At 73.6% G+C, this 25,557-nt stretch carries 21 protein-coding genes; 13 read left to right on the top strand and 8 right to left on the bottom strand.

Going from position 1 to position 25,557, the window contains the following annotated elements:
- Positions 1 to 42: 42 nt before the first annotated feature.
- The 4 genes from CP977_RS09455 to CP977_RS09440 form a co-directional block, all read right to left on the bottom strand.
- Positions 43 to 681, bottom strand: a complete 639-nt coding sequence (locus CP977_RS09455) for a DUF4126 domain-containing protein (RefSeq protein ID WP_062756462.1) — start codon at positions 679 to 681, stop codon at positions 43 to 45.
- 321 nt (positions 682 to 1,002) lie between these two features.
- Positions 1,003 to 1,611: a TetR/AcrR family transcriptional regulator gene (locus CP977_RS09450; protein ID WP_062756464.1), complete on the bottom strand. Its 609-nt coding sequence runs from the start codon at positions 1,609 to 1,611 to the stop codon at positions 1,003 to 1,005.
- Between the two features lie 43 nt (positions 1,612 to 1,654).
- Positions 1,655 to 3,742, bottom strand: a complete 2,088-nt coding sequence (locus CP977_RS09445; protein ID WP_152369908.1) for a YhgE/Pip family protein — start codon at positions 3,740 to 3,742, stop codon at positions 1,655 to 1,657.
- The gene (locus CP977_RS09440) at positions 3,714 to 4,667 is read right to left on the bottom strand and encodes an ATP-binding cassette domain-containing protein (RefSeq protein WP_152369907.1); all 954 of its coding nucleotides are present in this window, start codon (positions 4,665 to 4,667) and stop codon (positions 3,714 to 3,716) included. The genes CP977_RS09445 and CP977_RS09440 overlap by 29 nt, the downstream gene beginning before the upstream one ends.
- Before the next feature lie 143 nt (positions 4,668 to 4,810).
- Between CP977_RS09440 and CP977_RS09435 the strand changes: the two genes are divergently transcribed.
- The 3 genes from CP977_RS09435 to CP977_RS09425 all read left to right on the top strand — a co-directional run bounded on the left by CP977_RS09435 (position 4,811) and on the right by CP977_RS09425 (position 6,857).
- Positions 4,811 to 5,329, top strand: a complete 519-nt coding sequence (locus CP977_RS09435; RefSeq protein WP_109185755.1) for an SAV_6107 family HEPN domain-containing protein — start codon at positions 4,811 to 4,813, stop codon at positions 5,327 to 5,329.
- Positions 5,330 to 5,394: 65 nt separating this feature from the next.
- Positions 5,395 to 6,183: a methyltransferase gene (locus CP977_RS09430; protein ID WP_152369906.1), complete on the top strand. Its 789-nt coding sequence runs from the start codon at positions 5,395 to 5,397 to the stop codon at positions 6,181 to 6,183.
- Positions 6,184 to 6,455: 272 nt separating this feature from the next.
- Complete coding sequence (locus CP977_RS09425) at positions 6,456 to 6,857, top strand: DUF3040 domain-containing protein (RefSeq protein ID WP_062756474.1); 402 nt, start codon at positions 6,456 to 6,458, stop codon at positions 6,855 to 6,857.
- A 195-nt stretch (positions 6,858 to 7,052) separates the two neighbouring features.
- Here CP977_RS09425 and CP977_RS09420 read toward each other — a convergent pair whose 3' ends face one another.
- The 4 genes from CP977_RS09420 to CP977_RS09405 form a co-directional block, all read right to left on the bottom strand.
- On the bottom strand, positions 7,053 to 9,545 hold the full coding sequence (locus CP977_RS09420) for a transglutaminase TgpA family protein (protein ID WP_152369905.1): 2,493 nt from the start codon (positions 9,543 to 9,545) through the stop codon (positions 7,053 to 7,055).
- Positions 9,542 to 10,894, bottom strand: a complete 1,353-nt coding sequence (locus CP977_RS09415; protein WP_062756476.1) for a DUF58 domain-containing protein — start codon at positions 10,892 to 10,894, stop codon at positions 9,542 to 9,544. The genes CP977_RS09420 and CP977_RS09415 overlap by 4 nt, the downstream gene beginning before the upstream one ends.
- On the bottom strand, positions 10,894 to 11,910 hold the full coding sequence (locus tag CP977_RS09410) for an AAA family ATPase (protein ID WP_062756478.1): 1,017 nt from the start codon (positions 11,908 to 11,910) through the stop codon (positions 10,894 to 10,896). The genes CP977_RS09415 and CP977_RS09410 overlap by 1 nt, the downstream gene beginning before the upstream one ends.
- Before the next feature lie 202 nt (positions 11,911 to 12,112).
- A complete protein-coding gene (locus CP977_RS09405; RefSeq protein ID WP_152369904.1) occupies positions 12,113 to 12,676 on the bottom strand; it encodes a beta-class carbonic anhydrase in 564 nt (187 codons plus the stop codon).
- 396 nt (positions 12,677 to 13,072) lie between these two features.
- On the opposite strand from CP977_RS09405, the gene rsmH reads away from it, so the two are divergent.
- From rsmH to CP977_RS09355, 10 genes are read left to right on the top strand one after another with little or no spacing between them, the layout of a single operon-like run.
- Positions 13,073 to 14,029, top strand: coding sequence for a 16S rRNA (cytosine(1402)-N(4))-methyltransferase RsmH (gene rsmH, locus CP977_RS09400; protein WP_062756482.1), 957 nt, complete (start codon positions 13,073 to 13,075; stop codon positions 14,027 to 14,029).
- A complete protein-coding gene (ftsL, locus tag CP977_RS09395) occupies positions 14,026 to 14,592 on the top strand; it encodes a cell division protein FtsL (protein ID WP_109185753.1) in 567 nt (188 codons plus the stop codon). Before rsmH ends, ftsL begins: the two co-directional genes overlap by 4 nt.
- Positions 14,593 to 14,599: 7 nt before the next feature.
- Positions 14,600 to 16,585 (top strand): peptidoglycan D,D-transpeptidase FtsI family protein, encoded by a 1,986-nt coding sequence (locus CP977_RS09390; protein WP_104860554.1) that lies wholly within the window; start codon positions 14,600 to 14,602, stop codon positions 16,583 to 16,585.
- Positions 16,586 to 16,601: 16 nt separating this feature from the next.
- Positions 16,602 to 18,293: a UDP-N-acetylmuramoyl-L-alanyl-D-glutamate--2,6-diaminopimelate ligase gene (locus tag CP977_RS09385; protein WP_152369903.1), complete on the top strand. Its 1,692-nt coding sequence runs from the start codon at positions 16,602 to 16,604 to the stop codon at positions 18,291 to 18,293.
- Positions 18,294 to 18,297: 4 nt separating this feature from the next.
- Positions 18,298 to 19,722 carry a UDP-N-acetylmuramoyl-tripeptide--D-alanyl-D-alanine ligase gene (locus CP977_RS09380; protein ID WP_109185751.1) on the top strand — a complete coding sequence of 475 codons (1,425 nt, stop codon included), beginning with the start codon at positions 18,298 to 18,300 and terminating at the stop codon, positions 19,720 to 19,722.
- Positions 19,719 to 20,789 carry a phospho-N-acetylmuramoyl-pentapeptide-transferase gene (gene mraY / locus CP977_RS09375; RefSeq protein WP_062756489.1) on the top strand — a complete coding sequence of 357 codons (1,071 nt, stop codon included), beginning with the start codon at positions 19,719 to 19,721 and terminating at the stop codon, positions 20,787 to 20,789. Before CP977_RS09380 ends, mraY begins: the two co-directional genes overlap by 4 nt.
- The gene (gene murD, locus CP977_RS09370) at positions 20,771 to 22,210 is read left to right on the top strand and encodes a UDP-N-acetylmuramoyl-L-alanine--D-glutamate ligase (protein WP_062756491.1); all 1,440 of its coding nucleotides are present in this window, start codon (positions 20,771 to 20,773) and stop codon (positions 22,208 to 22,210) included. The genes mraY and murD overlap by 19 nt, the downstream gene beginning before the upstream one ends.
- Before the next feature lie 55 nt (positions 22,211 to 22,265).
- Positions 22,266 to 23,606, top strand: a complete 1,341-nt coding sequence (gene ftsW / locus CP977_RS09365) for a putative lipid II flippase FtsW (RefSeq protein WP_062756493.1) — start codon at positions 22,266 to 22,268, stop codon at positions 23,604 to 23,606.
- 6 nt (positions 23,607 to 23,612) lie between these two features.
- The gene (murG, locus tag CP977_RS09360) at positions 23,613 to 24,707 is read left to right on the top strand and encodes an undecaprenyldiphospho-muramoylpentapeptide beta-N-acetylglucosaminyltransferase (protein ID WP_062756495.1); all 1,095 of its coding nucleotides are present in this window, start codon (positions 23,613 to 23,615) and stop codon (positions 24,705 to 24,707) included.
- A gap of 34 nt (positions 24,708 to 24,741) precedes the next feature.
- Positions 24,742 to 25,548: a cell division protein FtsQ/DivIB gene (locus CP977_RS09355; protein WP_152369902.1), complete on the top strand. Its 807-nt coding sequence runs from the start codon at positions 24,742 to 24,744 to the stop codon at positions 25,546 to 25,548.
- Positions 25,549 to 25,557: the final 9 nt, after the last annotated feature.

The following is a 25,557-nucleotide window of genomic DNA, read 5'->3' as shown; positions in this document are numbered from 1 at the left end:
CCGGCGAGCCTATCCGGCCCCTCCGACACCCCCGGGGAGAGGTCAGGGGCGCCGCGGCCCGTCGTCGGGCGGGGGAGGGGTACGGGTCCCGGCGGCGATCCGCTTCTCCTCCCGGCGCTGGGACCTGCGGCGCAGGAAGCGCCGGATCCGCTGCGCGAGGAAGACCAGTATCACCAGGCCGAGGAGCAGCAGGACGCCCGCGACGACCGCCGCGGCCACCGGATGGAAGAGCGCGAAGGTGACGACCGCCGCCACCCCGAGGTCCTCCGCCAGACTCACCCCGACGTTCGAGAACGGCTCCGGCGAGGTGTTGACCGCCATCCTCGTCCCCGCCTTGACGAAGTGGCTCAGGAGGGCCGTCGAACCGCCGACCGCGGCCGCCGCCAGCTCCGGCAGCGACCCGTCCTGCCCGGCGAGCAGGGCGCCGACCACGGCCCCCGCGACCGGCCGGATCACGGTGTGGACGGAGTCCCACACCGAGTCGACGTACGGGATCTTGTCCGCCACCGCCTCGCACAGGAACAGCACGCCCGCGACGACGAGGACGTCGGTGCGCTGCAGGGACTCGGGCACCTCGTCGGTCAGCCCGGTCGCGCCGAAGAGGCCGAACAGCAGGACCACCGCGTACGCGTTGATCCCGCTCGCCCAGCCGCTGGTGAACACCAGGGGGAGTACGGACACGCCCGCGATCGTAACCAGGACTGAGTATCCGTACCTAGGGCGCGAGATGAGTAGGCGCGCGGATGGGCCCGGCGGGGCGCGGAGGAGAGAGTGGAGCCCACGGAAGGGGCGCGGCTCCGGAACCGCCGGCACGGGGCGGCGGAACGGGGCCGCGCACCTGCCGGTGACGGAAGGCACGGGGGCACGGGGGTGCGCCTTCCGGTACGGGGGGTGCGACGGGAAGCCGGTGCGGCGAGGCTCGGGGGGATCGAGCCCCACCGCACCGGCTTCTTCCGTGCCCGGGTGCTTTTCCGTGCCCACGCGTGCGCGTGCCCGGTGTTCCTAGCGGCCGCCCACCCGCCCGTGCAGCAGCCGGGAGAGGGCCGCGTGGACGTCGTCGAGGGAGCGCTCGCTCTGGAAGGCCTGCCAGTCGAGCGCCGCCACGAGCACCATGCCGACCAGCGCCGCCGCCGTCAGCTGGACGTCGATCTCCTCGTTCAGCTCCCCGGCCTCGACCCCCTCGCGCAGTACCCCCTCGACCACCGCGACCGCCTCCTGGCGGACCACCAGGAGCGTGGAGTTCCAGGCCCGGTTGGTGCGCCAGAGCTCGGCCACGTACAGCTGGGTGAAGGCCGGGTAGCGGTCGATGAAGACGAGGCCCGCCCGGATCATCGCGTCCAGCGCGTCGACCCGGCTCCCGCCGCGCCCGGCGGTCTCCTCGGCCGCCGAGCGCAGGGAGGCGGTGAGCAGCGACACCCCGTGGCGCAGCAGCTCCTCGAAGAGCTCGGTCTTGCTCTTGAAGTTGTAGTAGACCGTGCCCTTGGCCACGCCGGCCCGCTCGGCGATCTCGTCCACCGTCGTCGCGGAGAAGCCCTGCTCCGCGATGAGCGTGACGGCCGCTTCGTAGAGCTTCGCGCGCGTGGCCTGGCGTCGGGTGCTGCTGCTGTCCATGGGGTCGATTCTCACAGGTGTCACGGGTGGTGCCGGCCCCGTCTCACAGGGTCAGTTCGGGGTGGAGCCGGTCCAGCGTCCAGACCTGCCGCCTGCGGGCCGAGACGGCGGTCAGGGCCAGGGCGCCCAGGGTGAACGCCGCCAGGACCGCGCAGGACTGCCAGACGGGTTCGAGCCCGCCGCCCGTGATCAGCCGGCGCAGCGACTCGACCACGTACGTCATGGGCAGGAAGGGGTGGATCGCGTTGAAGAAGGCCGGGCTGGTCTGGACGGGGTAGGTGCCGCCCGCCGAGGTCAGCTGGAGCATCAGGGCGGCGAGCACCAGGATCCGGCCCGCCGCGCCGAAGCGGGCGTTGAACCACTGGACGATCGCGGTGAAGCAGCAGGTGACCAGGGCGAGGAAGCCGACCGTGCCGGCCGCCCGCGCCATCTGGAGGCCGAGGCCCCAGTGCAGCACCGACATCAGGGCCGCGACCTGGAGGAGCCCGATCGCCGCCACCGGCAGCCAGCCCGCGAGGGCGATCCGCCAGGCGGAGCCGCCCGCGGCGAGCGCGCGCCGGTTCAGCGGCTGGATGATCATGTACGCGACCATCGCGCCGACCCAGAGGGAGAGCGGGATGAAGTACGGGGCGAAGCCGGTGCCGTAGTTCGGCGCCTTGTGCATCGACTGGGAGGCGAGCCGCACCGGGTCGGCCATGACCTCCGTGCGCTTGTCGCGGGCCTGCTGGTCGTAGTCCGGGATCTGCCCGACCCCGTCGCGCAGCCCGCCGGCCAGCTCGCCGGAGCCGTCGGCCAGCTTGAACAGGCCGCCGTCCAGATCGCCGGCGCCCTTCTTGAGCTTGCCGACGCCGGCGTCGAGGTTCACCGAGCCGGTCTTCGCCTCGCCGATGCCGGTGTGCAGCTTCTCCGCGCCGGCCGCGACCTTCTTGGCGCCCGCGTTCAGCTCGTTGATCTTCCGGATGGCGTCCGCGACGTCCTGGTCGAGGTGCGGGGCGCGGGCGGCCAGCTCGTCGGCCTGCTTCTTGAGCGTGACCAGGCGCGCGTTCAGCGTCTTCAGGTCGCCGTTGCTGTCCTTGGTCAGCTCGTGCACGTCGTCCGCGATGACGGCCACGTCGCCGGCGGTGACCGCGGCCCGCTGGAGGACCTTGCACGCGCGCGCGTCGGGCTCCGGGGCCTCCACGCACTCCTCGCGGTGCAGGGTGGCCAGCTCGGCGTCGGCCTTGTGCGCGGCGGTGCGGAGCTGGGGGCCCCGCTTCACCAGGACGTCCAGGTTGTGCTGGACGGCGGTGGCCGAGTCGGAGACCAGCCGGGCCGTGTCGCGGATCGACCTGCCGTTGTTCGCCAGGTAGGGGCGGACCTTGTCGGCGGTGCCGTTCACCTTGTCGGCGAGCGACTGGGTGCCGTTCGCGACCTTGCGGGAACCGCTCTCCAGCTCCTTGGCGCCCTTGTCGAGCTTCTTCAGGCCCTCGGCCAGGTCGCCGCTGCCGGTCTTGGCGTCCCCGAGGCCGTCCGCCAGGCTCTTGGAGCCCTTCTTGGCCTTGTCCACGCCCTGCTTGAGGTCGGCCGCGCCCTTGGCGGCCTTCTCGGTGGCGTCGTGGATGTCGGAGAAGGAGATGAAGATCTTGTCGAGGAAGGTGCGCGAGGACTTGGTGGAGGCCGCGGCGCGCACCTCGGAGAAGACCGTCCGGGAGATCTGCCCGACGATGTAGTTGTTCGCGTCGTTCGTCCGCACCCGCAGGGCGCCGGTCTCGGGGGAGTCGCCGGAGCTGGAGGCGATGCGCGTGCTGAAGTCGCCGGGCATGGTCAGGGACAGGTAGTACGTCCCGTTCTCGACGCCCTTGCGCGCCTCCTCGTCGCTCACCCGGTGCCACGCGAAGGTCTCGCTCTCCAGGAGCCCCTTCGTGATGTCGTCGCCGGCGTTGATCCGCCTGCCGTCGGCGGTGGCGCCCCGGTCCTCGTTGACGAGGGCGACGGGGATCCTGTCGAGCCGGCTGTACGGGTCCCAGAACGAGTACAGGTACAGGGCGCCGTACAGCAGCGGCAGCAGCAGGACCGCGACGAGCGCGGCGCGCGGCAGCCTGCCCCTGCCGAAGCGCCTCAGCTCAAGAGCGGCCAGTTTCGGCGAGCGCATCGTCCGCCCCCTCCTCGGTCGTGGACGCGGTGGTGTCGGTGTCGGTATCGGTATCGGTGCCGGTTTCCGTGCCGGTGCCGGTGCGGTCCGCCCGGGTCTTTCCCGGGGCTTCCGGTGCCTCGGGCGTCTCGGTCTTCTCCGGGGCTTCCGGTGCCTCGTGTTCCTCGGAGGCTTCCGGCTCCCCGACCTCCTCCGCGGCGAGCGTGGTGATCCGCAGGGCGTCCTCCGGGGCCTCGCTGCAGACGGCGAGGACGGTCGTCCCGGACGCGGTCAGGGAGCGCAGGAGCTCCCACACCTCGGTCCGGGCCGCGTCCGAGAGCTTCAGGTCCGTGTCGTCCACGGCGAGCAGCCGGGGGCGCCCGATCAGGGCGAGGGCGATCGAGAGCCGCAGCGCTTCGAGCCGCTCCAGGTCCCGTACGGAGGTCCGCCCGCCCTTCGGCAGGGCGTCGAGGTCGAGCCCCGCGGCCGCCACGGCCTCCTCGATCCGGGCCCGGGTCTCCGCCGCCCGCGTGCCGGGGCGCCGCAGCAGCGCCCGTACGGAGCCGTCGAAGCGGCGCTGGAGCAGCGCCCGCTCGCGCAGGTGCTCCGCGACCGTGAAGGCGGGGTCCAACTCGTTGACGCCGGGGACCTGGCCCAGCGCGCTGATCCGGCGCACCGCGGCCATCCTCCGGGGCAGCGGGAGGCCGCCGACCTCGGCGTGCCCCTCCTTGGCCCGCATCCGGCCGGTGAGCGCGAGGAGCAGACAGGTGCGCCCCGAGCCCGACGGTCCCTCGATCGCCACCAGCGAGCCCGGCTCCGCCCGGAAGGTCACCTTCCGGAAGGCCCAGCCCCGCGGTCCCTTCAGTCCGAAGCCGTCCGCGACGACGGCGGCGCCGTGCGGCTGTTCCCCGGCTTCCGCGCCCACGGGCCCACCCCCATTCCCCATTTTTGAACTGACCGGTCAGTTCAAAAACTACCCCTGTAGCGAACTCCTTCGCAAAACCGCAGGTCAGCGTGATTGTCAGTGGGGGTGGGCACGATGAACACATACGGCCGCAACGCCGTCACGCGACGACAGGAGGCTTCGTCATGGCACATCCGTCCACGGCAGCCGCGCCCGGGCGCCACCCCGTTCCCGCGCACCCCGGACCCGCTTCCGACATCCACCCCGTCTCCCGCCGCACCGCCGCCCCGCCCGCCGCCCTCGACCTCCTCGCCAAGTCCCGCGCCGGACTCGCCGAGGCCGCCGCCCTCGACCGCCCCCACGAGCGGTACGCCACCGCCCACCTCGCCGCCCTGCGCGCCGCCGCCGCCGTGCTCGCCGCCCGGGGCACGCCCGACCCCGTACCCCGCCGCAAGGAGCGCATACGGACCGCCTGGGAGCTGCTCGCCGAGCTGGCACCCGAGCTGGCCGAGTGGAGCGCCCACTTCGCCGCCGGAGCGCCGCGCAGGGCCCGCGCCGAGGCGGGCATCACGAGCGCCGCCACCCCCAGGGAGGCCGACGACCTCCTCAGGGACGCCGAGCACTTCTCCCGCCTGGTCGAGCGGCTGCTCGCCCTCCGCCCGGTGCTGCCCCGCGGCCCCGGGGACGACGACTCGGGAGGATGATCCGAAAGGCGCGACCGAGGCCATAGGGTGGGAGGTCCGTACCCGTCACCGAGGAGTCAACAGCCGTGCCGGACCCTTCCCCCGCCTTCGGTCGAGAGGCGACCTCCCGCCCGTCGCGCGCCTCCCTGCGCACCGCCGTCGTCTGGGACGTCCTCAAGGACGCCCTCGACCGCCGGGTCGAGGCCACCGGGAAGGACGCCCTCGACGTCCTCGACACGGGCGGCGGCTCCGGGAACTTCGCGGTGCCGGTGGCCCGCCTCGGCCACCGGGTCACCGTCGTGGACCCCAGCCCCAACGCGCTCTTCGCGCTGGAGCGCCGGGCCGCCGAGGCCGGCGTCGCCGACCTCGTCAGCGGCGTCCAGGGCGACGTCCGGGGCCTCTTCGACGTGGTCGGGCGCGAGGGGTACGACGCCGTGCTCTGCCACGGCGTCCTGGAGTACGTGGACGACCCCGCCGAGGGCGTGCGCAACGCGGTCGCCGCGCTCCGGCCCGGCGGCAGCCTCAGCCTGCTCGCCGCCGGGGTCGGCGGCGCCGTCCTGGCCCGCGCCCTCGCCGGGCACTTCACCGAGGCCCGGCACGCCCTCACCGACCCGGCGGGCCGCTGGGGCGCGGGCGACCCCGTGCCCCGGCGCTTCACCGCCGAGCAGCTGGCCGAGCTGGCCGACGGGGCCGGCCTGGAGGTCGGCGCCGTGCACGGCGTCCGGGTCTTCGCCGACCTCGTCCCCGGCGTCCTGGTCGACACCGAGCCGGGCGCGGCCGAGGCCCTCCTCAAGCTGGAGGCCGCCGCCGCCGAACTGCCCTCCTTCCACGCCGTCGCCACCCAGCTGCACGTCCTCGGCGAGAAGCGGGCCTGATCCGGGAGGCCACCCGTTCGGCGGTTCGGGCCGCGGCGCTCCATGGAGTACGCCACAGCACGCCCGGTCCGGGCCCCGGCCCCGTATGATCGGGGGACACCATCCGGCATGACGGACGGGGCCCCGGGGAATCAACGCCTCAGCAACCGATCCGCATGGCGGCCCGGATTGGCTATTCGGCATTGTGGGCGGGTTTCACGGGGGCGATTCCCTGCCTATCCTGAAAGGGCCGCAAACCGGTCGCCCCCGCGGCCGACGACTAGGAGGACTCCGTGCCGCTCTCGGAGCACGAGCAGCGAATGCTCGAGCAGATGGAGCGAGCGCTGTACGCCGAAGATCCCAAGTTCGCGACAGCGCTCGAGGGAAGCGGACTGCGTACGTACACCCGGCGACGGGTTTACCAGGCAGTCGCCGGCTTCCTGGTGGGTATCGCGCTCCTCATGGCCGGAATGGTCGCACAGCAGATCTGGATCAGCGTGGTGGGATTCCTCGTCATGCTGGGCTGCGCGGTCCTGGCGGTCACCGGATGGCGCAAGGCGCCGAAGCCGGGTGAGCAGCAGGCTGCGGGTGGAACGGCGGCCGGCGGCCGTCAGACCCGGCAGCGACGCCCCATGATGAACCGGATCGAAGAGCGGTGGCAGCGCCGCCGCGACGAACAGGGCGGCGGCCACTGACGGCCCCCTGAGCGGAAGCCCCGCACCCCCGGCGACCGAGCCCCGCAGAGCCGCGCTCCCGAGCGCAGCGGCCCTGCGGGGCTCGTCCGTGTCGGCCCGCTCCGGGGCTCGTCCGTGGCGCCGGCCCGTGACAGTACGAGCAGTACGAGAAGAAGGGGGAGGCCCTCATGGGCCTCCCCCTTCTTCTCGGCTCTCTCAGCCCGCCCCGTGCGGTGCCCGCCGGAAGCGGGCCGTCAGGGCCTCGCGGCGCTCCGACCAGCGGGCCGTCGCCGACGCCCAGCGGGCCGAGGCCGCCCAGCGGACCCGGACCGCCGAGCGGGGGGCCAGCAGGGCACGGAGACGGGTGCGGCGGTTCGCGCCCGCGTGGAAGCCCGCCCGGACCCGCCCGGCCTCCTCGGCCAGGCCCGCGACCGGCTGCGGCCGGGGCGCGTACAGCACCTCCTCCACCGCCCGCGCCACCCGGTGCACCGCGTCGGCGGACTCGCCCCGCAGCTCGCCCAGGCGCACGATCCGCGCCGCCGCCGCGCGCGGCGTCCGCGACTCGTCCGGCTCGACCCCGTAGTCCCAGGCCGTGTCGTTGATCTCCCGCCAGACCGCGAGCGTCCGCGCCGCCGTCCCCCCTGCACCCCGCGCCGAGGACCGCCCGGGCCTCCCGTCCGCGGGCGCCGGTCCGGACGGCACGGCCGCCGCCTCCTCCGCGTCCCACGACCCGGCCGGCCCCAGCCGCCGGGCGCGGGCCCTGCTCCGCCAGAACAGCGGAAGCAGCGGCAGGACCAGGACCAGGGCCACGCCCAGGACGACCAGGACCGTGCCCATCAGGTCCGGACCGGAGCCGTCCGAGGCCGCCTCGACCGCCGCCTGCTCCGGACCGCACTCCCCGAGCCTGCGCATCTGCGGCGTGCAGCTCTCCGCGGCGCTCGGCGCGGCGGACGGCTGCGCCGAGGCGCTCTGCTGCGGCTGCGCGGGCCCGGTGGCCGAGCCCGAGGGCGTGGTCTCCCGGGCGTACGAGGGGGTGGAGCCCCGCTGCGGGGTCGGCTCGAACCGCGTCCAGCCCGCCCCCTCGAAGTACAGCTCCGGCCACGCGTGCGCGTCCCGGATGCCGACCGACACCGATCCGTCGCTCTGCGCCGTGCCCGGCATGAAGCCCACGGCCACCCGCGCAGGGATCCCGAGCGTGCGGGCCATCGCCGCCATCGAGAAGGAGAAGTGGACGCAGAAGCCCTCCTTGTCCTTCAGGAAACGGGAGACCGCCTGCGCCCCCGTGCCGGACTGCACGTCCACGTCGTAGCGGAAGCCGCCGTCCCGGGCGAACCAGTCCTGGAGCCTCACGGCCCGCTCGTAGTCGTTGCGCGCGTCCCGGGTGACCTCCAGGGCCGTCGCCTTCACGTCGCCCGGCAGCGACGAGGGCACCTTGGTGTACTCGCGGCGCAGCTCCTCCGGGGCGGGCCCGGCGGCGGCCAGCCGTTCCGCCGTCGGCCGCACGTCCAGGCTGGTGACCTGGTAGCGGGCGCCCCGGGTGGTCTGCTTGTCGTCGCCGACCAGCATCCGGCCGGCCGGCTCGTACCGCCAGCGCCCCTCGACGTCCACCCGGGAGGCCGGGAACGGCATCGGCAGCCACTTCTGCTCGTAGTTCCCGGAGGCGACGAAGTTGCCGGTCACCTCGGTGACCCGGACGTCCTGCGCGAGCCCCTCCGGCCACGGCAGCCGCTCCGGCACGTCCACGACCGGGCGGACCGAGGACTTCCACGAGAGGCCGTCGAACTGGTCGAGCGCGACCAGCCGCAGATACATGCCGCTGGTGTCGACCGCGTTGGTCCGGTAGCGCAGGACCTCCCGGTCCTCCTGCTGGCGCAGGTCGTCCTGGAGGGAGACCAGCGGGTTCACGGTGGAGATCGTGCCTCCCTTGCCGGCGCCCCCGGACCCCTCGCCGCCCCCGCCGCCCGCGAGCAGGCCGCCGCTCAGACCGGGCAGCGCGAACGGCACCACGAGCGCGACCCCCAGGGCCACGGCCCCGATCCGGCGCCCGGTGCGGACCGGCGCGAAGCTCTGGGCACCGCTGCCGACGGTGGTGCCGGGCCGGCCGGTGCGCTGGGCGCCGCCGAAGACCCGCCCCCACCGCGAGAGCCGGTCCCGGCCCTCGGCGAGGAGCAGCAGCAGATAGCCGGTGCCCGCCAGGAGGAACCAGAGCCGGCCCGCGCCGCCGCCGGAGAGACCGGCCGCCACCGAGTACAGGGCGAGCAGCGGCAGACCGGCCGGGGCCGCCCTGCGGAAGGTGACCGCGAGGGCGTCCACCAGGAGCCCGATCACGACCACGCCGCCGACCAGCATCAACCGGATGCCCTCGGTGTCCGGGGCGGGGGCCGCGTACCGCCCGACGTCCTCGGCGCCCGCCCGGAACAGGTCGACGGCGTGCGACACGGCCTCCGGACCGGGCAGGAGCCAGAGGACCGCCTGCTCGTGGGCGAAGACCGCGGTCAGCGCGAGCAGCGCGACCGCCGTCTGGGCGAGGACGGTCACCGGCGCGGCGAGCGGCGCCCGCCGCGCCAGCGTGCCCGCCCCGCTCACCAGGGCGAGCACGAAGGCCGCCGTGAAGATCCAGGTCGCCGGTCTGACCAGCGGGAGCAGGGCCCCGGCCGCCATCAGGGTGGCGGCCCAGGAGACCAGCGTCAGCCGTGCGCGCCCGCTCATGCCCATCCTCCGTAGGGGGTGTCGGCGGCGGCCTCCGCGCGGACGCCGGCCGCCTGCTGCCACAGGTCGGCGAGCCGCGCCCCGGGCGGCACGGCGATCGCCGTCCAGCCCGCCTCGCGCAGCTGCCGCACCCGGTCCCCGGCCGCCCCGGGGGCCGGACGGCCGTTCAGCCAGGCGCCGGAGTCCAGGACGAAGGCGACGGCCGCGCCGGAGCGCCCCCGGGCCCGGGCGACGAACGAGGCCTGCTCCTCGTCGAGGTCGCCGAGGAAGGCGACGAGCAGTTCGTCGCCGCCGGCCCGCAGCACGTCGGAGGCGCGCGAGAGACCGGCCCCCTCGGAGTGGTCCACGACCGCGAGGGCGTCCATCATCAGGCCGGCCGAGTCGGCCGGGTCCTGCACCGCCCCGCCGAAGCCCTCGGCGCCCTCGCCGGGGAACGCGCTGCCGGTGTCGGTGAGCAGCCGGACCGTGTAGCCGCGCTCCAGCATGTGGACGAGCGCGGAGGCGGCGCCGGAGACCGCCCACTCGAAGGCGGAGTCGGGGCCCGCGCCCCGGTAGGCGACCCCGCGGGTGTCGAGCAGGACGGTGCAGCGGGCCCGCTGCGGCTGCTCCTCGCGGCGGACCATCAGCTCGCCGTAGCGGGCGGTGGAGCGCCAGTGCACCCGGCGCAGGTCGTCGCCGTGGCGGTAGGCGCGGGGGATGACGTCGTCGTCGCCGGCGAGGGCGAGCGTGCGCTGCCGCCCCTCGCCGTACCCGGCGGCCTCGCCGAAGAGCTCGACCGGCGGCAGGGCCTCGGTCCTGGGCACCACGGTGAGGGTGTCGTACGCGCTGAAGGAGCGGGTCAGCTCGCACATTCCGAAGGGGTCGCTCAGCCGCAGCTGGAGCGGCCCGAGCGGGAAGCGGCCGCGCAGGTCCGAGCGGACCCGGTAGGAGACCTCGCGCCGCCCGCCGGCCTCGACCCGGTCGAGGACGAAGCGGGGCCGGGACCCCAGCATGTACGGCACGTGGTCCTGGAGCATGAGCAGTCCGGTGGGCAGCTTGGAGACGTTCTCCATCCGCAGCCGGACCCGGGCCTCGGTGCCCGTCTCCACCCGCTGGGGGGTGAGCAGGCGCGAGGTCGCGACCCGGTAGCGGGTCCGGTGCAGCACGAGGACGCAGATCAGCGGCAGGACGGCGAGCAGCAGTCCGACGCGCAGCAGGTCGGCCTGGCCGAGGACGTACGCGCAGACGGCGGCGGCCACCCCGGCGGCGAGGAAGGACCGGCCGCGGGTGGTGAGGCCGCTCAGGGCGGCCCGCAGTCCGCCCCGGTCGTCGTCGCCCCGCGGCCCGTCCGGCACGGCGGTGCCGGCCATCACAGCCGCCGGGCGCCGGGCTGCTGGCCGTAGAGCGGCCCGGCGGGCGGGGCCGCGGCCGGGACGGGGGTGCGCTGCAGGATGTCGTGGACGACCTGCTCGGCGGTGCGGCGGTTCAGCTGGGCCTGCGCCGTCGGGAGCAGCCGGTGGGCGAGGACGGGCGCGGCGAGGGCCTGCAGGTCGTCGGGGAGCACGTACTCGCGGCCGCTGAGCGCGGCGGAGGCCCGGGCGGCCCGCAGCAGGTGGAGCGTGGCGCGCGGGGAGGCGCCGAGCCGCAGGTCGGGGTGGGTGCGGGTGGCGGCGACCAGGTCGACCGCGTACCGGCGTACGGAGTCGGCGACGTGCACCGCGCGCACCGCCTCGATCAGCTTCAGGACGTCGTGGGCGTGCGCGACCGGCTGGAGGTCGTCCAGCGGGTTGACCGCGCCGTGCACGTCGAGCATCTGGAACTCGGCCTCGGCGCTCGGGTAGCCGATGGAGACCCGGGCCATGAAGCGGTCGCGCTGGGCCTCGGGCAGCGGGTAGGTGCCCTCCATCTCGACCGGGTTCTGCGTGGCCACCACCATGAACGGGCTGGGCAGCTCGTACGTCTGCCCGTCGATGGTGACCTGCCGCTCCTCCATGGACTCCAGGAGCGCGGACTGGGTCTTCGGCGAGGCGCGGTTGATCTCGTCGCCGATCACGATCTGGGCGAAGATCGCGCCCGGCTTGAACTCGAACTCCCGGCGCTGCTGGTCGAAGATCGACACGCCCGTGACGTCCGAGGGCAGCAGGTCGGGGGTGAACTGGATGCGGCGCACCGAGCAGTCGATGGACCGGGCCAGGGTCTTGGCCAGCATGGTCTTGCCGACGCCGGGGACGTCCTCGATCAGGAGGTGTCCCTCGGCGAGCAGCACGGTCAGCGAAAGCCGTACGACCTCGGGCTTGCCCTCGATCACACTCTCCACCGACCTGCGGACGCGCTCCGCAGTGGCGGTCAGATCAGTGAGGCTCGCTCGATCGTCATAGGTCGTCACCCGGCCCTCCTCGGCCTTCCGAAACACACGGACACCTGCCCCCGGCAGGATGTTCGGGGGGTGTCCACCCGGGCATTCTTGTTGGCGCGGCCGGGTCGTGTCACTCGGCTGCCGGCAAGTACGGAGGAAATGCCGGAGTTTCGACCGTTAAGCCCGGCCGGCCGAGCCCGGTCGACCAGGTCCGGCCGGTTGGGCCCGGTCGTCAGGCCTGGTCGGCGGAGGGGGCGTCCGACGGGTCGATCTCGCGCAGCAGGCCGGTCGTCACGTCGAAGACGAAGCCCCGCACGTCGTCGGTGTGCAGCAGGAAGGGGGAGGTCCGCACCCGCTGCATCGACTGCCGGACGTCCTGGTCCACGTCGCGGAAGGCCTCGACCGCCCAGGCCGGACGCTGGCCGACCTCCATCTCCAGCTCGTGCCGGAACTCCTCGGTGAGCGACTCCAGACCGCAGCCGGTGTGGTGGATCAGGACCACGCTGCGCGTCTTCAGGGCGCGCTGGCTGATGGTGAGGGAGCGGATCACGTCGTCGGTGACCACGCCGCCCGCGTTGCGGATGGTGTGGCAGTCGCCGAGTTCGAGGCCGAGGGCCGCGTGCAGGTCGAGACGGGCGTCCATGCAGGCGACGACGGCGACGCGCAGCACGGGGCGCGCGTCCATCCCCGGGTCGGTGAAGTCGGAGGCGTAGCGTTCGTTCGCCTCGACGAGGCGGTCGGTGACCGTGGAAGCGGTCGGTACGGCTTCGGCGGCGGGGTGCGCGGAGGTCGTCATGGTTCAGACGTTAACGGGCACCGCCCCCCGCGGCCCGCTGTGAGAGGGGACAAAGAACGTCAATGAACCTTGTTGTGAGGTAATCCACAGGAGGGGAGCGGCGCGCTCCGAACGAGTGAGCCGCCCGGAATGTCCGCCGGGACCGCCGGGGCCGTGCGACGCGCCAGCGGGTTGATTGACCGGCGGGTCCCGTGGACTAAAGTGGCGCGAAGTTCACGGAGACAACGAGCGATTTCCGCGGTTTCTCCCCCGTGTGCGCGGCGGTACCCACGGCTCGGCCTCCTTCCGCTCGCCGGTCGGCCGACGCGCCCCTCCGGCGCCGGACGACCGCTTCTCCCCGGCGAGCGGGCGGGGACCCGGCGGTACGTGCCCCCGTGCCCGAATTGAGAGGGCGCATTGAGCAACGACCGACACGTCCCGGTGATGCTCCAGCGGTGCCTGGACATGTTGGCCCCCGCCCTGGAGCGCCCCGGCGCGGTCGTCGTCGACTGCACCCTGGGGCTCGGCGGCCACAGCGAGGCCCTGCTGAAGAGGTTCCCCGAGGTGCGGCTCGTCGCCCTCGACCGGGACAAGGAGGCCCTGCGGCTCGCCGGCGAACGGCTCTCCCCTTACGGGGAGCGGGCCACCCTCGTCCACGCGGTGTACGACGAGCTGCCCGAGGTCCTCGACCGGCTCGGCATCCCGGGGGTGGACGGCGTCCTCTTCGACCTGGGCGTCTCCTCCATGCAGCTGGACGAGGCCGACCGCGGCTTCGCCTACGCCCAGGACGCCCCGCTCGACATGCGCATGGACCAGTCGACCGGCATCGGCGCGGCCGAGGTCCTCAACACCTACCCGCCCGGCGAACTGGTCCGCATCCTGCGCGCGTACGGCGAGGAGAAGCAGGCCAAGCGGATCGTCTCCGCGATCGTGCGCGAGCGCGAGAAGGAGCCGTTCACCACCAGCGCCCGGCTCGTCGAACTCATCCGCGACGCCCTGCCCCAGGCCGCCAAGCGCACCGGCGGCAACCCGGCCAAGCGCACCTTCCAGGCCCTGCGCATCGAGGTCAACCGCGAACTCGACAGCGTCGAGAAGGCGGTCCCGGCGGCCGTGAAGGCCCTCGCCGTCGGCGGCCGGATCGCCGTCCTCTCGTACCAGTCCCTGGAGGACCGGATCGTCAAGCAGGTCTTCGCGGCCGGCGCGGCCACCACCGCCCCGCCCGGCCTGCCGGTCGTCCCCGAGAAGTACCAGCCCCGCCTCAAGCTGCTCACCCGCGGCGCCGAACTGCCCACCGAGGAGGAGGTCGCCGAGAACCGGCGCGCCGCACCGGCCCGGCTGCGGGGCGCCGAGCGCATCCGGGAAGACGTCCTGTGAGCACGGCGAAGGGGCCGCTCAAAGGGCGGGCCGCGCGGCTCGGACGGCTCATGCCGTCGGGGCCCAGCACGGCCGCCCGCACCCCCTTCGTCCTGCTCGTCGTCGTCCTGCTCGGCGGCGGCCTGATCAGCCTGCTCCTGCTGAACTCGGCGCTCAACCAGGGCTCCTTCGAGCTGAACGAGCTGAAGAACAGGACCACCGAGCTCACCGACGAGGAGCAGGCGCTCCAGCGGGACGTGGACCACTACGCGGCCCCCGACGCCCTGGAGCGGCGGGCCCGCGAGCTCGGCATGGTCCCCGGCGGCAGCCCCGCCTTCCTCGGCCCGGACGGCAAGGTCCTCGGCCGCCCCTCCGCCGCCCCCTTCCCGAAGCCGAGCCCGACGCCGACGGCCTCCGCCACGACGGGCGCGCCGCCCGCCGCCACGGCCTCCCCGGGGCCGCCGACGGGCACGGGCACGCCGGCCGGCACCCCCGCGACCGCCGGTACGGGCCCCACCGGCACCGCCGGCGGCCCGACCGCGTCCGCCCCGCCCGCAACCGCTCCCACGACCTCCGGCAGGTGACCGAGCAGTGCCCCCCAAGGAGCCCACGCGCCGCCGCGTCCCCGGCCCCGCCCGGCCCGCCCGCCCCCGGCCCGCCCAGGCGGCCCCCGGCTCCGGCGGGACTCGGGCGCCGCGCCCGGCCGCGAAGCGGACCGCGCCCCGGCCCCCGGCCCGCCGGCCCCGGACCATCAAGCTCGGCAACCCCCGGCCCCGGCTCCGCCTGGTCTCCCTCGGCCTGACCCTCGTCATGCTGGTCTTCGTCGTCCGGCTGCTCCAGGTCCAGGCCGTCGACGCCGACGCGTACGCCGCCAAGGCCGACAAGTACCGCTTCCAGGAGTACACGCTCTCCGCCGAGCGCGGCGAGATCACCGACCGCAACGGCATCGCGCTCGCCACCAGCGTCGACGCGTACGACATCACCGCCGACCCCAAGCTCTTCACCCCGGAGGAGAGCAAGGTCGCGGACGCCCCCGAGCAGGCGGCCGCCCTCCTCGCCCCCATCCTCGGCAAGCAGCCCGCCGAACTGGCGAAGAAGCTCCGCACCCCCAAGTCCCGCTACACCCTCCTCGCCCGCAAGCAGACCCCGCAGGTGTGGAACCAGATCAAGGACCTCAAGAAGGTCTACGGGCAGAAGTCCCAGCCCTCCGCCGGGGGCAACGGGATCAACCTCCTCGGCGGCATCCTCAGCGAGCCCAGCACCAAGCGCGTCTACCCGAACGGCGAACTCGCCGCCGGGATACTGGGCTACGTGAACGCCGAGGGCCGGGGCGCCGGCGGTCTGGAGTCCATGCTCGACGAGGACCTCGCCGGCAAGGACGGCAAGATCCGCTTCACCCAGTCCGGCGGCCGCCAGGTGCCCACCGCCGGCTCCCGGGGCACCCCCGCCGTCCCCGGCACGAACATCGAACTGACCATCGACCGGGACATCCAGTGGGCCGCCCAGCAGGCCATCACCGAGCAGGTGGAGAAGTCCAGGGCCGACCGCGGCTACGTCATCGTGCAGGACACCCGCACCGGCGAGGTCCTCGCCATGGCCAACGCCCCCGGCTTCGACCCCAACGACCTCTCCGCCGCCAACGCCGCCGCCATGGGCAACGCCGCCCTCCAGGACGCCTACGAGCCCGGCTCCACCAGCAAGGTCATGTCCATGGCCGCCGTCCTGGAGGAGGGCAAGGCCGCCCCCGGCACCCACGTCACCGTCCCCAACCGGCTCCACCGCGGCGACCGGCTCTTCAAGGACGACGTCGACCACGAGACCTGGTACCTGACCCTCAACGGCGTCCTCGCCAAGTCCAGCAACATCGGCACCATCCTCGCCACCGGCCGGCTCGGCACCACCCAGGCCGGGTCCAACGAGGTGCTCCACTCCTACCTGCGCAAGTTCGGCATCGGCAGCCCCACCGGCCTCGGCTACCCCGGGGAGACCCCCGGCATCCTCGCCAAGCCGAAGGACTGGTCCACCTCGCAGCAGTACACGATCCCCTTCGGCCAGGGCCTCTCCGTCAACGCCATGCAGGCCGCCTCCGTGTACTCGACCATCGCCAACGGAGGCGTACGGACCGCCCCCACCCTCGTGCGCGGCACCAGGGGACCCGACGGGCGCTTCGCCCCGGCCCCCCGGCCCGAGGAGTCCCGCGTCGTCAGCGAGAAGACCGCCAAGACCCTCGCCGCCATGCTGGAGTCCGTCGTCGACGACGAGGAGGGCACCGGCACCCGCGCCGCGATCCCCGGCTACCGCGTCGCCGGCAAGACCGGCACCGCCAACCGCGTCGACCCCGAACTCGGCCGCTACAAGGGCTACACCGCCTCCTTCGCCGGCTTCGCCCCCGCCGACGCGCCGCGCGTCACCGTCTACTGCGCCATCCAGAACCCCACCAAGGGAAGCTACTTCGGCGGCCAGATCTGCGGACCCATCTACAAGAAGGTCATGGAGTTCGCCCTCAAGACCCTCCACATCGCCCCCACGGGCAGCCCGCCCGCCCGACTGCCGGTCACCTTCGACCCCACCCCGTGACACTCCGGGAGCACCAGTGACAACGATCACCCCCCATTCCGGGAACCGGAAATCGAACTCCGGCGAGGCCCCGGCCTCTTTTGGCCCCCCACAGGGTGGGCCCGGTACGCTCACCGCCGTGCCACACGCTGATCAGTACCGAACCACCCCGCCACGGCCGGAGCGGGTCCGCCCGACACCCCTGGGCGACCTGGCCGCGCACCTGGGGATCGACCCCCCGGGAGACGCCGAGGTCTCGGGCATCACCCACGACTCCCGGGCCGTGCGCCCCGGCGACGTGTACGCCGCCCTGCCCGGCGCCCGCCTCCACGGCGCCGACTTCGTCGCCCAGGCCGCCGGACTCGGCGCCGCCGCGATCCTCACCGACCCGGCGGGCGCCGAACGCGCCGCCGCCACCGGCCTGCCGGTCCTGGTCGTCGAGGACCCGCGCGGCCGGATGGGCGAACTCGCCGCCGAGATCTACGGACGGCCCGGCGCCGACCTCCTGAAGATCGGCATCACCGGCACCTCCGGCAAGACCACCACCGCCTACCTGGTGGAGGGCGGACTGCGCGGCGCCGGACGGCGCACCGGACTCGTCGGCACCGTCGAGATGCGGATCGGCGACGAGCGCGTCAAGTCCGAGCGCACCACCCCCGAGGCCACCGACCTCCAGGCCCTCTTCGCCGTCATGCGCGAACGGGACGTCGAGGCCGTCGCCATGGAGGTCTCCAGCCACGCCCTCGTGCTCGGCCGGGTCGACGGCTGCGTCTTCGACGTCGCCGTCTTCAACAACCTCAGCCCGGAGCACATGGAGTTCCACTCCGACATGGAGGACTACTTCCGGGCCAAGGCCGGGCTCTTCACGCCCGAGCGCAGCCGCCTGGGCGTGGTCAACCTCGACGACGCGTACGGCCGCAGGCTCGTGGAGGAGGCCGGCGTCCCGGTCCTCACCTTCTCCGCCGAGGGCCGTACCGACGCCGACTGGCGTGCCGAGGACCTCGTCCTGGGCTCCCACGACTCGACGTTCACCGCCGTCGGCCCCGGGGGCGAGCGGATCGCCGCCACCGCCCCGCTGCCCGGCCCGTTCAACGTCGCCAACACCCTCGCCGCGATCGCCGTCCTCGCCGCCGCCGGCCTCGACCCGAAGGCCGCCGCCGAGGGCGTCGCCGCCGTCCCCGGCGTCCCCGGACGCCTGGAGCGCGTCGACGCCGGACAGCCGTACCTCGCGGTCGTCGACTACGCGCACAAGACGGACGCCGTCGAATCGGTCCTGCGCTCCCTGCGCGAGGTCACCGAGGGCCGGCTGCACGTGGTCATCGGCTGCGGCGGCGACCGGGACACCACCAAACGCGGACCGATGGGCGCCGCCGCCGCGCGGCTCGCCGACACCGCCGCCCTGACCTCGGACAACCCCCGCTCCGAGGACCCCCTCGCCATCCTCACCGCCATGCTCGCCGGCGCCGCCGCCGTCCCGGCGGAGGAGCGCGGCGAGGTCCTCGTCCTCGCCGACCGCGCCGCCGCGATCGCCGCGGCCGTCGCCCGCGCCCGGCCGGGCGACACCGTCCTGGTCGCGGGCAAGGGCCACGAGCAGGGCCAGGAGATCGCCGGGGCCGTCCGCCCCTTCGACGACCGCGAGGTCCTGCGCGCCGCGATCCTCGAACAGAAGGCCCGGACCGCCCCGTCGGGCGGCAGTGCCGAAGCCAGTCACCAGAACAGTCAGGGATGAAGCAGTGATCGCCCTCTCCCTCGCCGAGATCGCCGAAATCGTCGGCGGGCAGGCGCACGACATACCGGATCCGGCCGCCCGGATCACCGGGCCCGTCGTCATCGACTCCCGCGAGGTGCGGGAAGGCAGCCTCTTCGCCGCCTTCGCCGGTGAGCGCGTCGACGGCCACGACTACGCGCGGCGCGCCGTGGAGGCGGGTGCGACGGCCGTGCTCGCCGCCCGCCCCGTCGGCGTGCCCGCGATCGTCGTGGACGACGTCCAGACCGCCCTCGGGGCCCTCGCCCGCGCCGTCGTCGAACGCCTCGGCACCGACGTCGTCGCCCTCACCGGCTCGGCGGGCAAGACCTCCACCAAGGACCTGATCGCCCAGGTCCTGGAGAGGCACGCGCCCACCGTGTGGACGCCCGGTTCGCTCAACAACGAGATCGGCCTGCCCCTCACGGCGCTCACCGCGACCGACGAGACCCGGCACCTGGTCCTGGAGATGGGCGCCCGGGGCATCGGCCACATCCGCTACCTCACCACCCTCACCCCGCCCCGCATCGGCCTCGTCCTCAACGTGGGCTCCGCCCACATCGGCGAGTTCGGCGGCCGGGAGCAGATCGCCCTGGCGAAGGGCGAGATGGTCGAGTCGCTCCCCACCGAGGCCGAGGGGGGCGTGGCGGTCCTCAACGCCGACGACCCCCTCGTCCGCGCGATGGCCGACCGCACCAAGGCCCGCGTGACCCTGTTCGGCGAAGCGGACGAAGCGGCCGTACGTGCCGAGAACGTCCACCTCACCGAGACCGGGAGGCCCTCTTTCCGCCTTCACACACCCACCGGGTGCAGCGACGTGACCTTGCGCCTGTACGGTGAGCACCACGTGTCGAACGCGCTCGCCGCGGCCGCCGTCGCGCACGAGCTGGGCATGCCTGTCGAAGAGATCGCCACCGCGCTCTCCGAGGCCGGCTCCCTGTCGCGCTGGCGCATGGAGGTCACCGAGCGTCCGGACGGCGTGACGATCGTCAACGACGCCTACAACGCGAACCCCGAGTCCATGCGGGCCGCCCTGCGCGCGCTCGCGGCCATGGGCCGGGCCGCACAGGCCCGGGGGGCCCGTACGTGGGCGGTGCTCGGCAAGATGGCCGAGCTCGGGGACGCATCGCTCGTCGAGCACGACGCGGTCGGACGGCTCGCCGTCCGGCTCAACGTCAGCAAGCTCGTGGCGGTCGGGGACAGGGAAGCGTCCTGGCTGCAACTGGGCGCATATAACGAGGGTTCGTGGGGTGAGGAGTCGGTGCACGTGTCCGACGCGCAGGCGGCGGTCGACCTGTTGCGCAGTGAGCTGCGCCCGGGGGACGTCGTCCTTGTGAAGGCTTCCAGGTCGGTCGGTCTCGAACAGGTCGCCCTGGCTCTCCTCGACACCGAGGGCGAGGTCACCGGCCGATGAGGCAGATCCTCTTCGCGGGGGCCATCGGGCTCTTCCTGACCCTGATCGGCACCCCGCTGCTCATCAAGCTGCTCGCGCGCAAGGGGTACGGGCAGTTCATCCGGGACGACGGCCCGCGCGGCCACGCCGGGAAGAAGGGCACGCCCACCATGGGCGGCATCTCCTTCATCCTGGCCACGCTCATCGCGTACGCGCTGGCCAAGGTCATCACCGGTGAACCCGTCTCGTACTCCGGCGTGCTCGTCCTCTTCCTGATGGCGGGCATGGGCCTGGTCGGCTTCCTCGACGACTACATCAAGATCGTCAAGCAGCGGTCGCTCGGTCTGCGGGCCAAGGCGAAGATGGCCGGACAGCTGATCGTGGGCATCGCCTTCGCGGTGCTCGCGCTCCAGTTCTCCGACTCGCGCGGGCTCACCCCGGCCTCCGAGAAGCTCTCCTTCATCACGGACTTCGGCTGGACCATCGGCCCGGTGCTCTTCGTGGTCTGGGCGCTCTTCATGATCCTGGCCATGTCCAACGGCGTGAACCTGACGGACGGTCTGGACGGCCTGGCCACCGGCGCCTCCGTGATGGTCTTCGGCGCGTACACCTTCATCGGGCTCTGGCAGTTCCAGGAGTCCTGCGCCAACGCGCTGACCCTCACCAACCCGAACGCCTGCTTCGAGGTCCGCGACCCGCTCGACCTCGCGGTCGTGGCCTCCGCCCTCATGGGCGCCTGCTTCGGCTTCCTGTGGTGGAACACCTCGCCCGCCAAGATCTTCATGGGCGACACCGGCTCGCTCGCCCTCGGCGGCGCCCTCGCCGGCCTCGCCATCTGCTCCCGTACGGAGCTCCTCCTCGCGCTGCTCGGCGGCCTGTTCGTGCTGATCACGATGTCCGTGGTCATCCAGGTCGGCTCGTTCAAGATGACCGGCAAGCGCGTCTTCCGGATGGCCCCCCTCCAGCACCACTTCGAACTCAAGGGGTGGTCCGAGGTCCTGGTCGTCGTCCGGTTCTGGATCATCCAGGGCATGTGCGTGATCGTGGGCCTGGGTCTCTTCTACGCGGGATGGGCAGCGGACAAGTGACACAGCGGCTCGACTGGAACGGCAAGCAGGTCACCGTCGCGGGACTCGGCGTCTCCGGCATCCCGGCCGCCCGCGTCCTCCACGGCCTCGGCGCCCGCGTGACCGTCGTCAACGACGGCGACGACGAGCGCTCCCGGGCCCAGGCCGCCGCACTGGAGGCCGAGGGCATCACCGTCCGCCTCGGCGACGGCGACACCCTGCCGACCGGCACCGAGCTGATCGTCACCACCCCCGGCTGGCGCCCCGACAAGCCCCTCTTCGCGGCCGCCGCCGAGGCGGGCGTGGAGGTCTGGGGCGACGTCGAGCTGGCCTGGCGGCTCCGGGGCCCCGGAGCCGCCCCCTGGCTCGCCGTCACCGGCACCAACGGCAAGACCACGACCGTGCGGATGCTCGCCTCCATCCTGGAGGCGGCCGGACTGCGGACCGCCGCCGTCGGCAACATCGGCGTCTCGCTCCTCGACGCCGTCCTCGGCGAGCAGGAGTACGACGTGCTCGCCGTCGAGCTCTCCAGCTACCAGCTCCACTGGTCGCCCTCGCTCCGCGTCCACTCGGCCGCCGTCCTCAACCTGGCGCCCGACCACCTCGACTGGCACGGCTCCATGGAGGCGTACGCCGCCGACAAGGGCCGGATCTACGAGGGCAACCAGGTCGCCTGCGTGTACAACACGGCCGACAAGGTCACCGAGGACCTGGTCCGCGAGGCCGACGTCGAGGAGGGCTGCCGCGCGATCGGCTTCACCCTCGGCACCCCCGGCCCCTCCGAACTGGGCGTCGTCGAGGGCCTCCTCGTCGACCGGGCCTTCGCCCCGAACCGGCAGAAGAACGCCCAGGAGCTCGCCGAGGTCGCCGACGTGCAGCCCCCGGCCCCGCACAACATCGCCAACGCCCTCGCGGCCGCCGCCCTGGCCCGCGCCTTCGGCGTCGACGCCAAGGCCGTAAGGGACGGCCTCAAGGCCTTCCGGCCCGACCCGCACCGCATCGAACTGGTCGAGGAGGTCGGGGGAGTCACGTACGTGGACGACTCCAAGGCCACCAACACCCACGCCGCGGAAGCCTCGTTGGCCGCCTACGACCCGATCGTCTGGATCGCCGGCGGCCTCGCCAAGGGCGCGACCTTCGACGAACTCGTCCGGAAGTCCGCGAAGCGGCTGCGCGGGGCCGTCCTGATCGGCGCCGACCGGGCCCTGATCCGCGAAGCCCTGGCGCGACACGCCCCGGAGGTCCCGGTGGTCGACCTCGACCGGACCGACACTGGGGCGATGTCCGAGGCGGTCCGCGAGGCGGCCCGGCTCGCCCGCCCCGGGGACACGGTCCTGCTCGCCCCGGCCTGCGCCTCGATGGACATGTTCACCAACTACAACACGCGCGGCGAGGCCTTCGCGGACGCGGTCCGCGCCCTCGCCGCCACCGGGGACGCCTGACCCGACCAGTGGGAGGGTCCGGCCGCACCGGACACGACCGGAGGGGACGGCGACCATGCCGAGCAAGACCGCCGGAACGCGCCGGCCCTCCGCCGCACGCGGCGGGGGGCGGACTCCCGCGCCCCCGCGGCGGCCGCGCGGCGGAGGCGTCCGCGGGCTCCACGAGCGGGCCAGGAAGGCCTGGGACCGCCCTCTCACGGCGTACTACGTGATCATCGGCGCCGGGATGCTCATCACCGGCCTCGGGCTCGTGATGGTCTACTCCGCCTCGATGATCACCGCGCTCCGCTACGAGCTGGTGCCGTCGTACTTCTTCCGGAAGCAGTTCCTCGCCGCGCTCCTCGGCACCGGACTGCTCCTGGCCGCCTCCCGGATGCCGGTGAAGCTGCACCGGGCGCTCGCCTACCCGATCCTGGTCGGCGCGGTCTTCCTGATGGTCCTCGTGCAGATCCCCGGGATAGGGCACAACATCGGCGGCAACCAGAACTGGATCTCGCTGGGCGGCCCGTTCATGCTCCAGCCCAGCGAGTTCGGCAAACTGGCGCTGATCCTGTGGGGGGCCGACCTGCTCGCCCGCAAGCAGGACATGAAGCTGCTCACCCAGTGGAAGCACATGCTGGTGCCGCTGGTCCCGGTGGCCTTCATGCTGCTCGGACTCATCATGCTCGGCGGGGACATGGGCACCGCGATCGTCCTCACGACGATCCTCTTCGGCCTGCTGTGGACGGCCGGCGCGCCCACCCGGCTCTTCGTCGGGGTGCTCGCGGTGGCCGGCGCCCTCGGGACGCTGCTCATCAGGACCAGCCCGCACCGGATGGACCGCTTCCAGTGCATCGGCGCGTCCGACCCCGGCGGCGAGGGAGCCCCCTGCCTCCAGGCCGCGCACGGAATCTATGCTCTGGCGTCGGGCGGATGGTTCGGATCCGGGCTCGGTGCGAGCGTGGAGAAATGGGGCCAACTGCCCGAGGCGCACACCGACTTCATCTTCGCGGTCGCCGGTGAGGAGCTGGGCCTCGCGGGGACGCTGTCGGTACTCGCCCTGTTCGCGGCTCTAGGCTATGCGGGTATCCGCGTGGCCGGAGGCACGGAGGACCCCTTCGTGAGGTTCGCCGCGGGAGGTGTGACCACCTGGATCACGGCGCAGGCCGTGGTCAACATCGGTGCGGTGCTCGGCCTGCTGCCGATCGCCGGTGTCCCGCTCCCGCTGTTCTCCTACGGAGGGTCGGCCCTGCTGCCGACCATGTTCGCCGTCGGGCTCCTCATCGCCTTCGCGCGACAGGAACCCGCCGCGAAAGCGGCCCTGGCCATGCGCCGCCCCGGCTGGGGCAAGCGGGTCGGGAAGAGATGGAAGTCGATGCGACGGCGCGTCAAGAAGCGCCCGTCCGGAGAGCGGTGAATTTCGGTGCATGTCGTACTCGCCGGTGGGGGGACCGCCGGCCACATCGAGCCCGCGCTCGCCCTCGCGGACGCCCTGCGCAGGCAGGACCCCAGCACGGGGATCACGGCGCTGGGCACGGAGAAGGGCCTGGAGACCCGGCTCGTGCCCGAGCGGGGCTACGAGCTGGCCCTCATCCCCGCCGTACCGCTGCCCCGCAAGCCCACCCCCGAGCTGATCACCGTCCCCGGACGGCTGCGCGGCACGATCAAGGCGGCCGAGCAGGTCCTGGAGCGCACCGGGGCGGACTGCGTGGTCGGCTTCGGCGGCTACGTGGCGCTGCCCGGCTACCTGGCCGCCAAGCGGCTCGGGGTGCCGATCGTGGTCCACGAGGCCAACGCCCGGCCCGGCCTGGCCAACAAGATCGGTTCGCGGTACGCGGCCGGGGTCGCCGTCGCCACCCCGGACAGCAAGCTCCGTGACGCCCGCTACATCGGCATCCCGCTGCGGCACACCATCGCCACCCTCGACCGGGCCCGGGTGCGCCCCGAGGCGCGCGCCGCGTTCGGGCTCGACCCGAACCTGCCGACGCTGCTCGTCTCGGGCGGCTCGCAGGGCGCCCGGCGCCTCAACGAGGTGATCCAGCAGGTCGCCCCGGTCCTCCAGCGCTCCGGCATCCAGATCCTGCACGCGGTCGGCCCGAAGAACGAGGTGCCGCGTGTCGACAACATGCCCGGTATGCCGCCGTACGTACCGGTACCGTACGTGGACCGGATGGATCTCGCGTACGCCGCGGCCGACATGATGCTCTGCCGTGCGGGCGCGATGACCGTCGCCGAGCTCTCCGCCGTCGGACTGCCCGCCGCGTACGTCCCGCTGCCCATCGGCAACGGCGAACAGCGGCTCAACGCCCAGCCGGTGGTCAAGGCCGGCGGCGGGCTCCTCGTCGACGACGCGGAGCTGTCGCCGCAGTGGGTGCAGGGCAACGTCCTGCCCGTACTGGCCGATCCGCACCGGTTGTACGAGATGTCCCGCGCCGCCGCCGAGTTCGGCCGCCGGGACGCCGACGACCTGCTCGTCGGCATGGTGTACGAGGCGATCGCCGCCCGCCGTCAGGCGTAGCGCGGCGCTCCGGACGGAAGGCAGGAGGCGCCGGGTGGCAACCGCACCGACGACCGCCGAGAAGAGCGGCGCACGCGGGTCGAAGGGGTCGTCGGACGGCGGCCCGTCCCGGCCGGGTGCCCGGAATCGCAGGTTCCGGGCGCCCGCGCCCCGCCTCCTGCTCTCCGCGCTCGGCCTCGCCGCGGTCGTCGCCGGTGCGGTCTGGGCGCTCTACGGCTCGGACTGGTTCCGTGTGGAACGTGTGAAGACTTCCGGCACGCGGGTCCTGACCCCGGCCGAGGTCGAGAAGGCCGCCGCCGTCCCGCTCGGCGCCCCCCTCGCCTCCGTCGACACCGACGCGATCGAGGCCCGGACCCGGCGACTGCTGCCGCGGATCGAGTCGATCGAGGTCGTGCGGTCCTGGCCGCACGGAATCGGACTCGAAGTGACGGAACGGAAACCGGTCCTGCTCATCGAAAAGGGCGGAAAGTTCACCGAAGTGGACGCGAACGGCGTCCGGTTCGCCACCGTCGCCACCGCGCCCCGGGGCGTCCCGCTGCTGGTCCTCGACGCCGCCGCCTCCCCGAGCCTGCGCCGCTTCGGCGCGGACCGGCTGCTCGAGGAGGCGGTCCGGGTCCGGGGCGAACTCCCGGCGGAGGTCGCCCGGGACGCCCGGGTCGTCCGCGTCGCCTCGTACGACTCCATCACCGTCGAACTGACCGGCGGCCGCACCGTCCTCTGGGGCAGCGGCGAGCACGGGCCGGTCAAGGCCCGGGTCCTCACCGCCCTCATGAAGGCCGCTCCCAAAGCGGGGCACTTCGATGTAAGTGCTCCAACGGCACCCGCCTCGTCGGGGAGTTGACGCGCATCA

Origin of the sequence: Streptomyces cinereoruber (genome assembly GCF_009299385.1) — a bacterium.
Taxonomy (GTDB): Bacteria; Actinomycetota; Actinomycetes; order Streptomycetales; family Streptomycetaceae; genus Streptomyces; species Streptomyces bikiniensis.
Note: the sequence above shows the minus strand (reverse complement) of the source record. Positions and strands in the feature narration are given on the sequence as shown.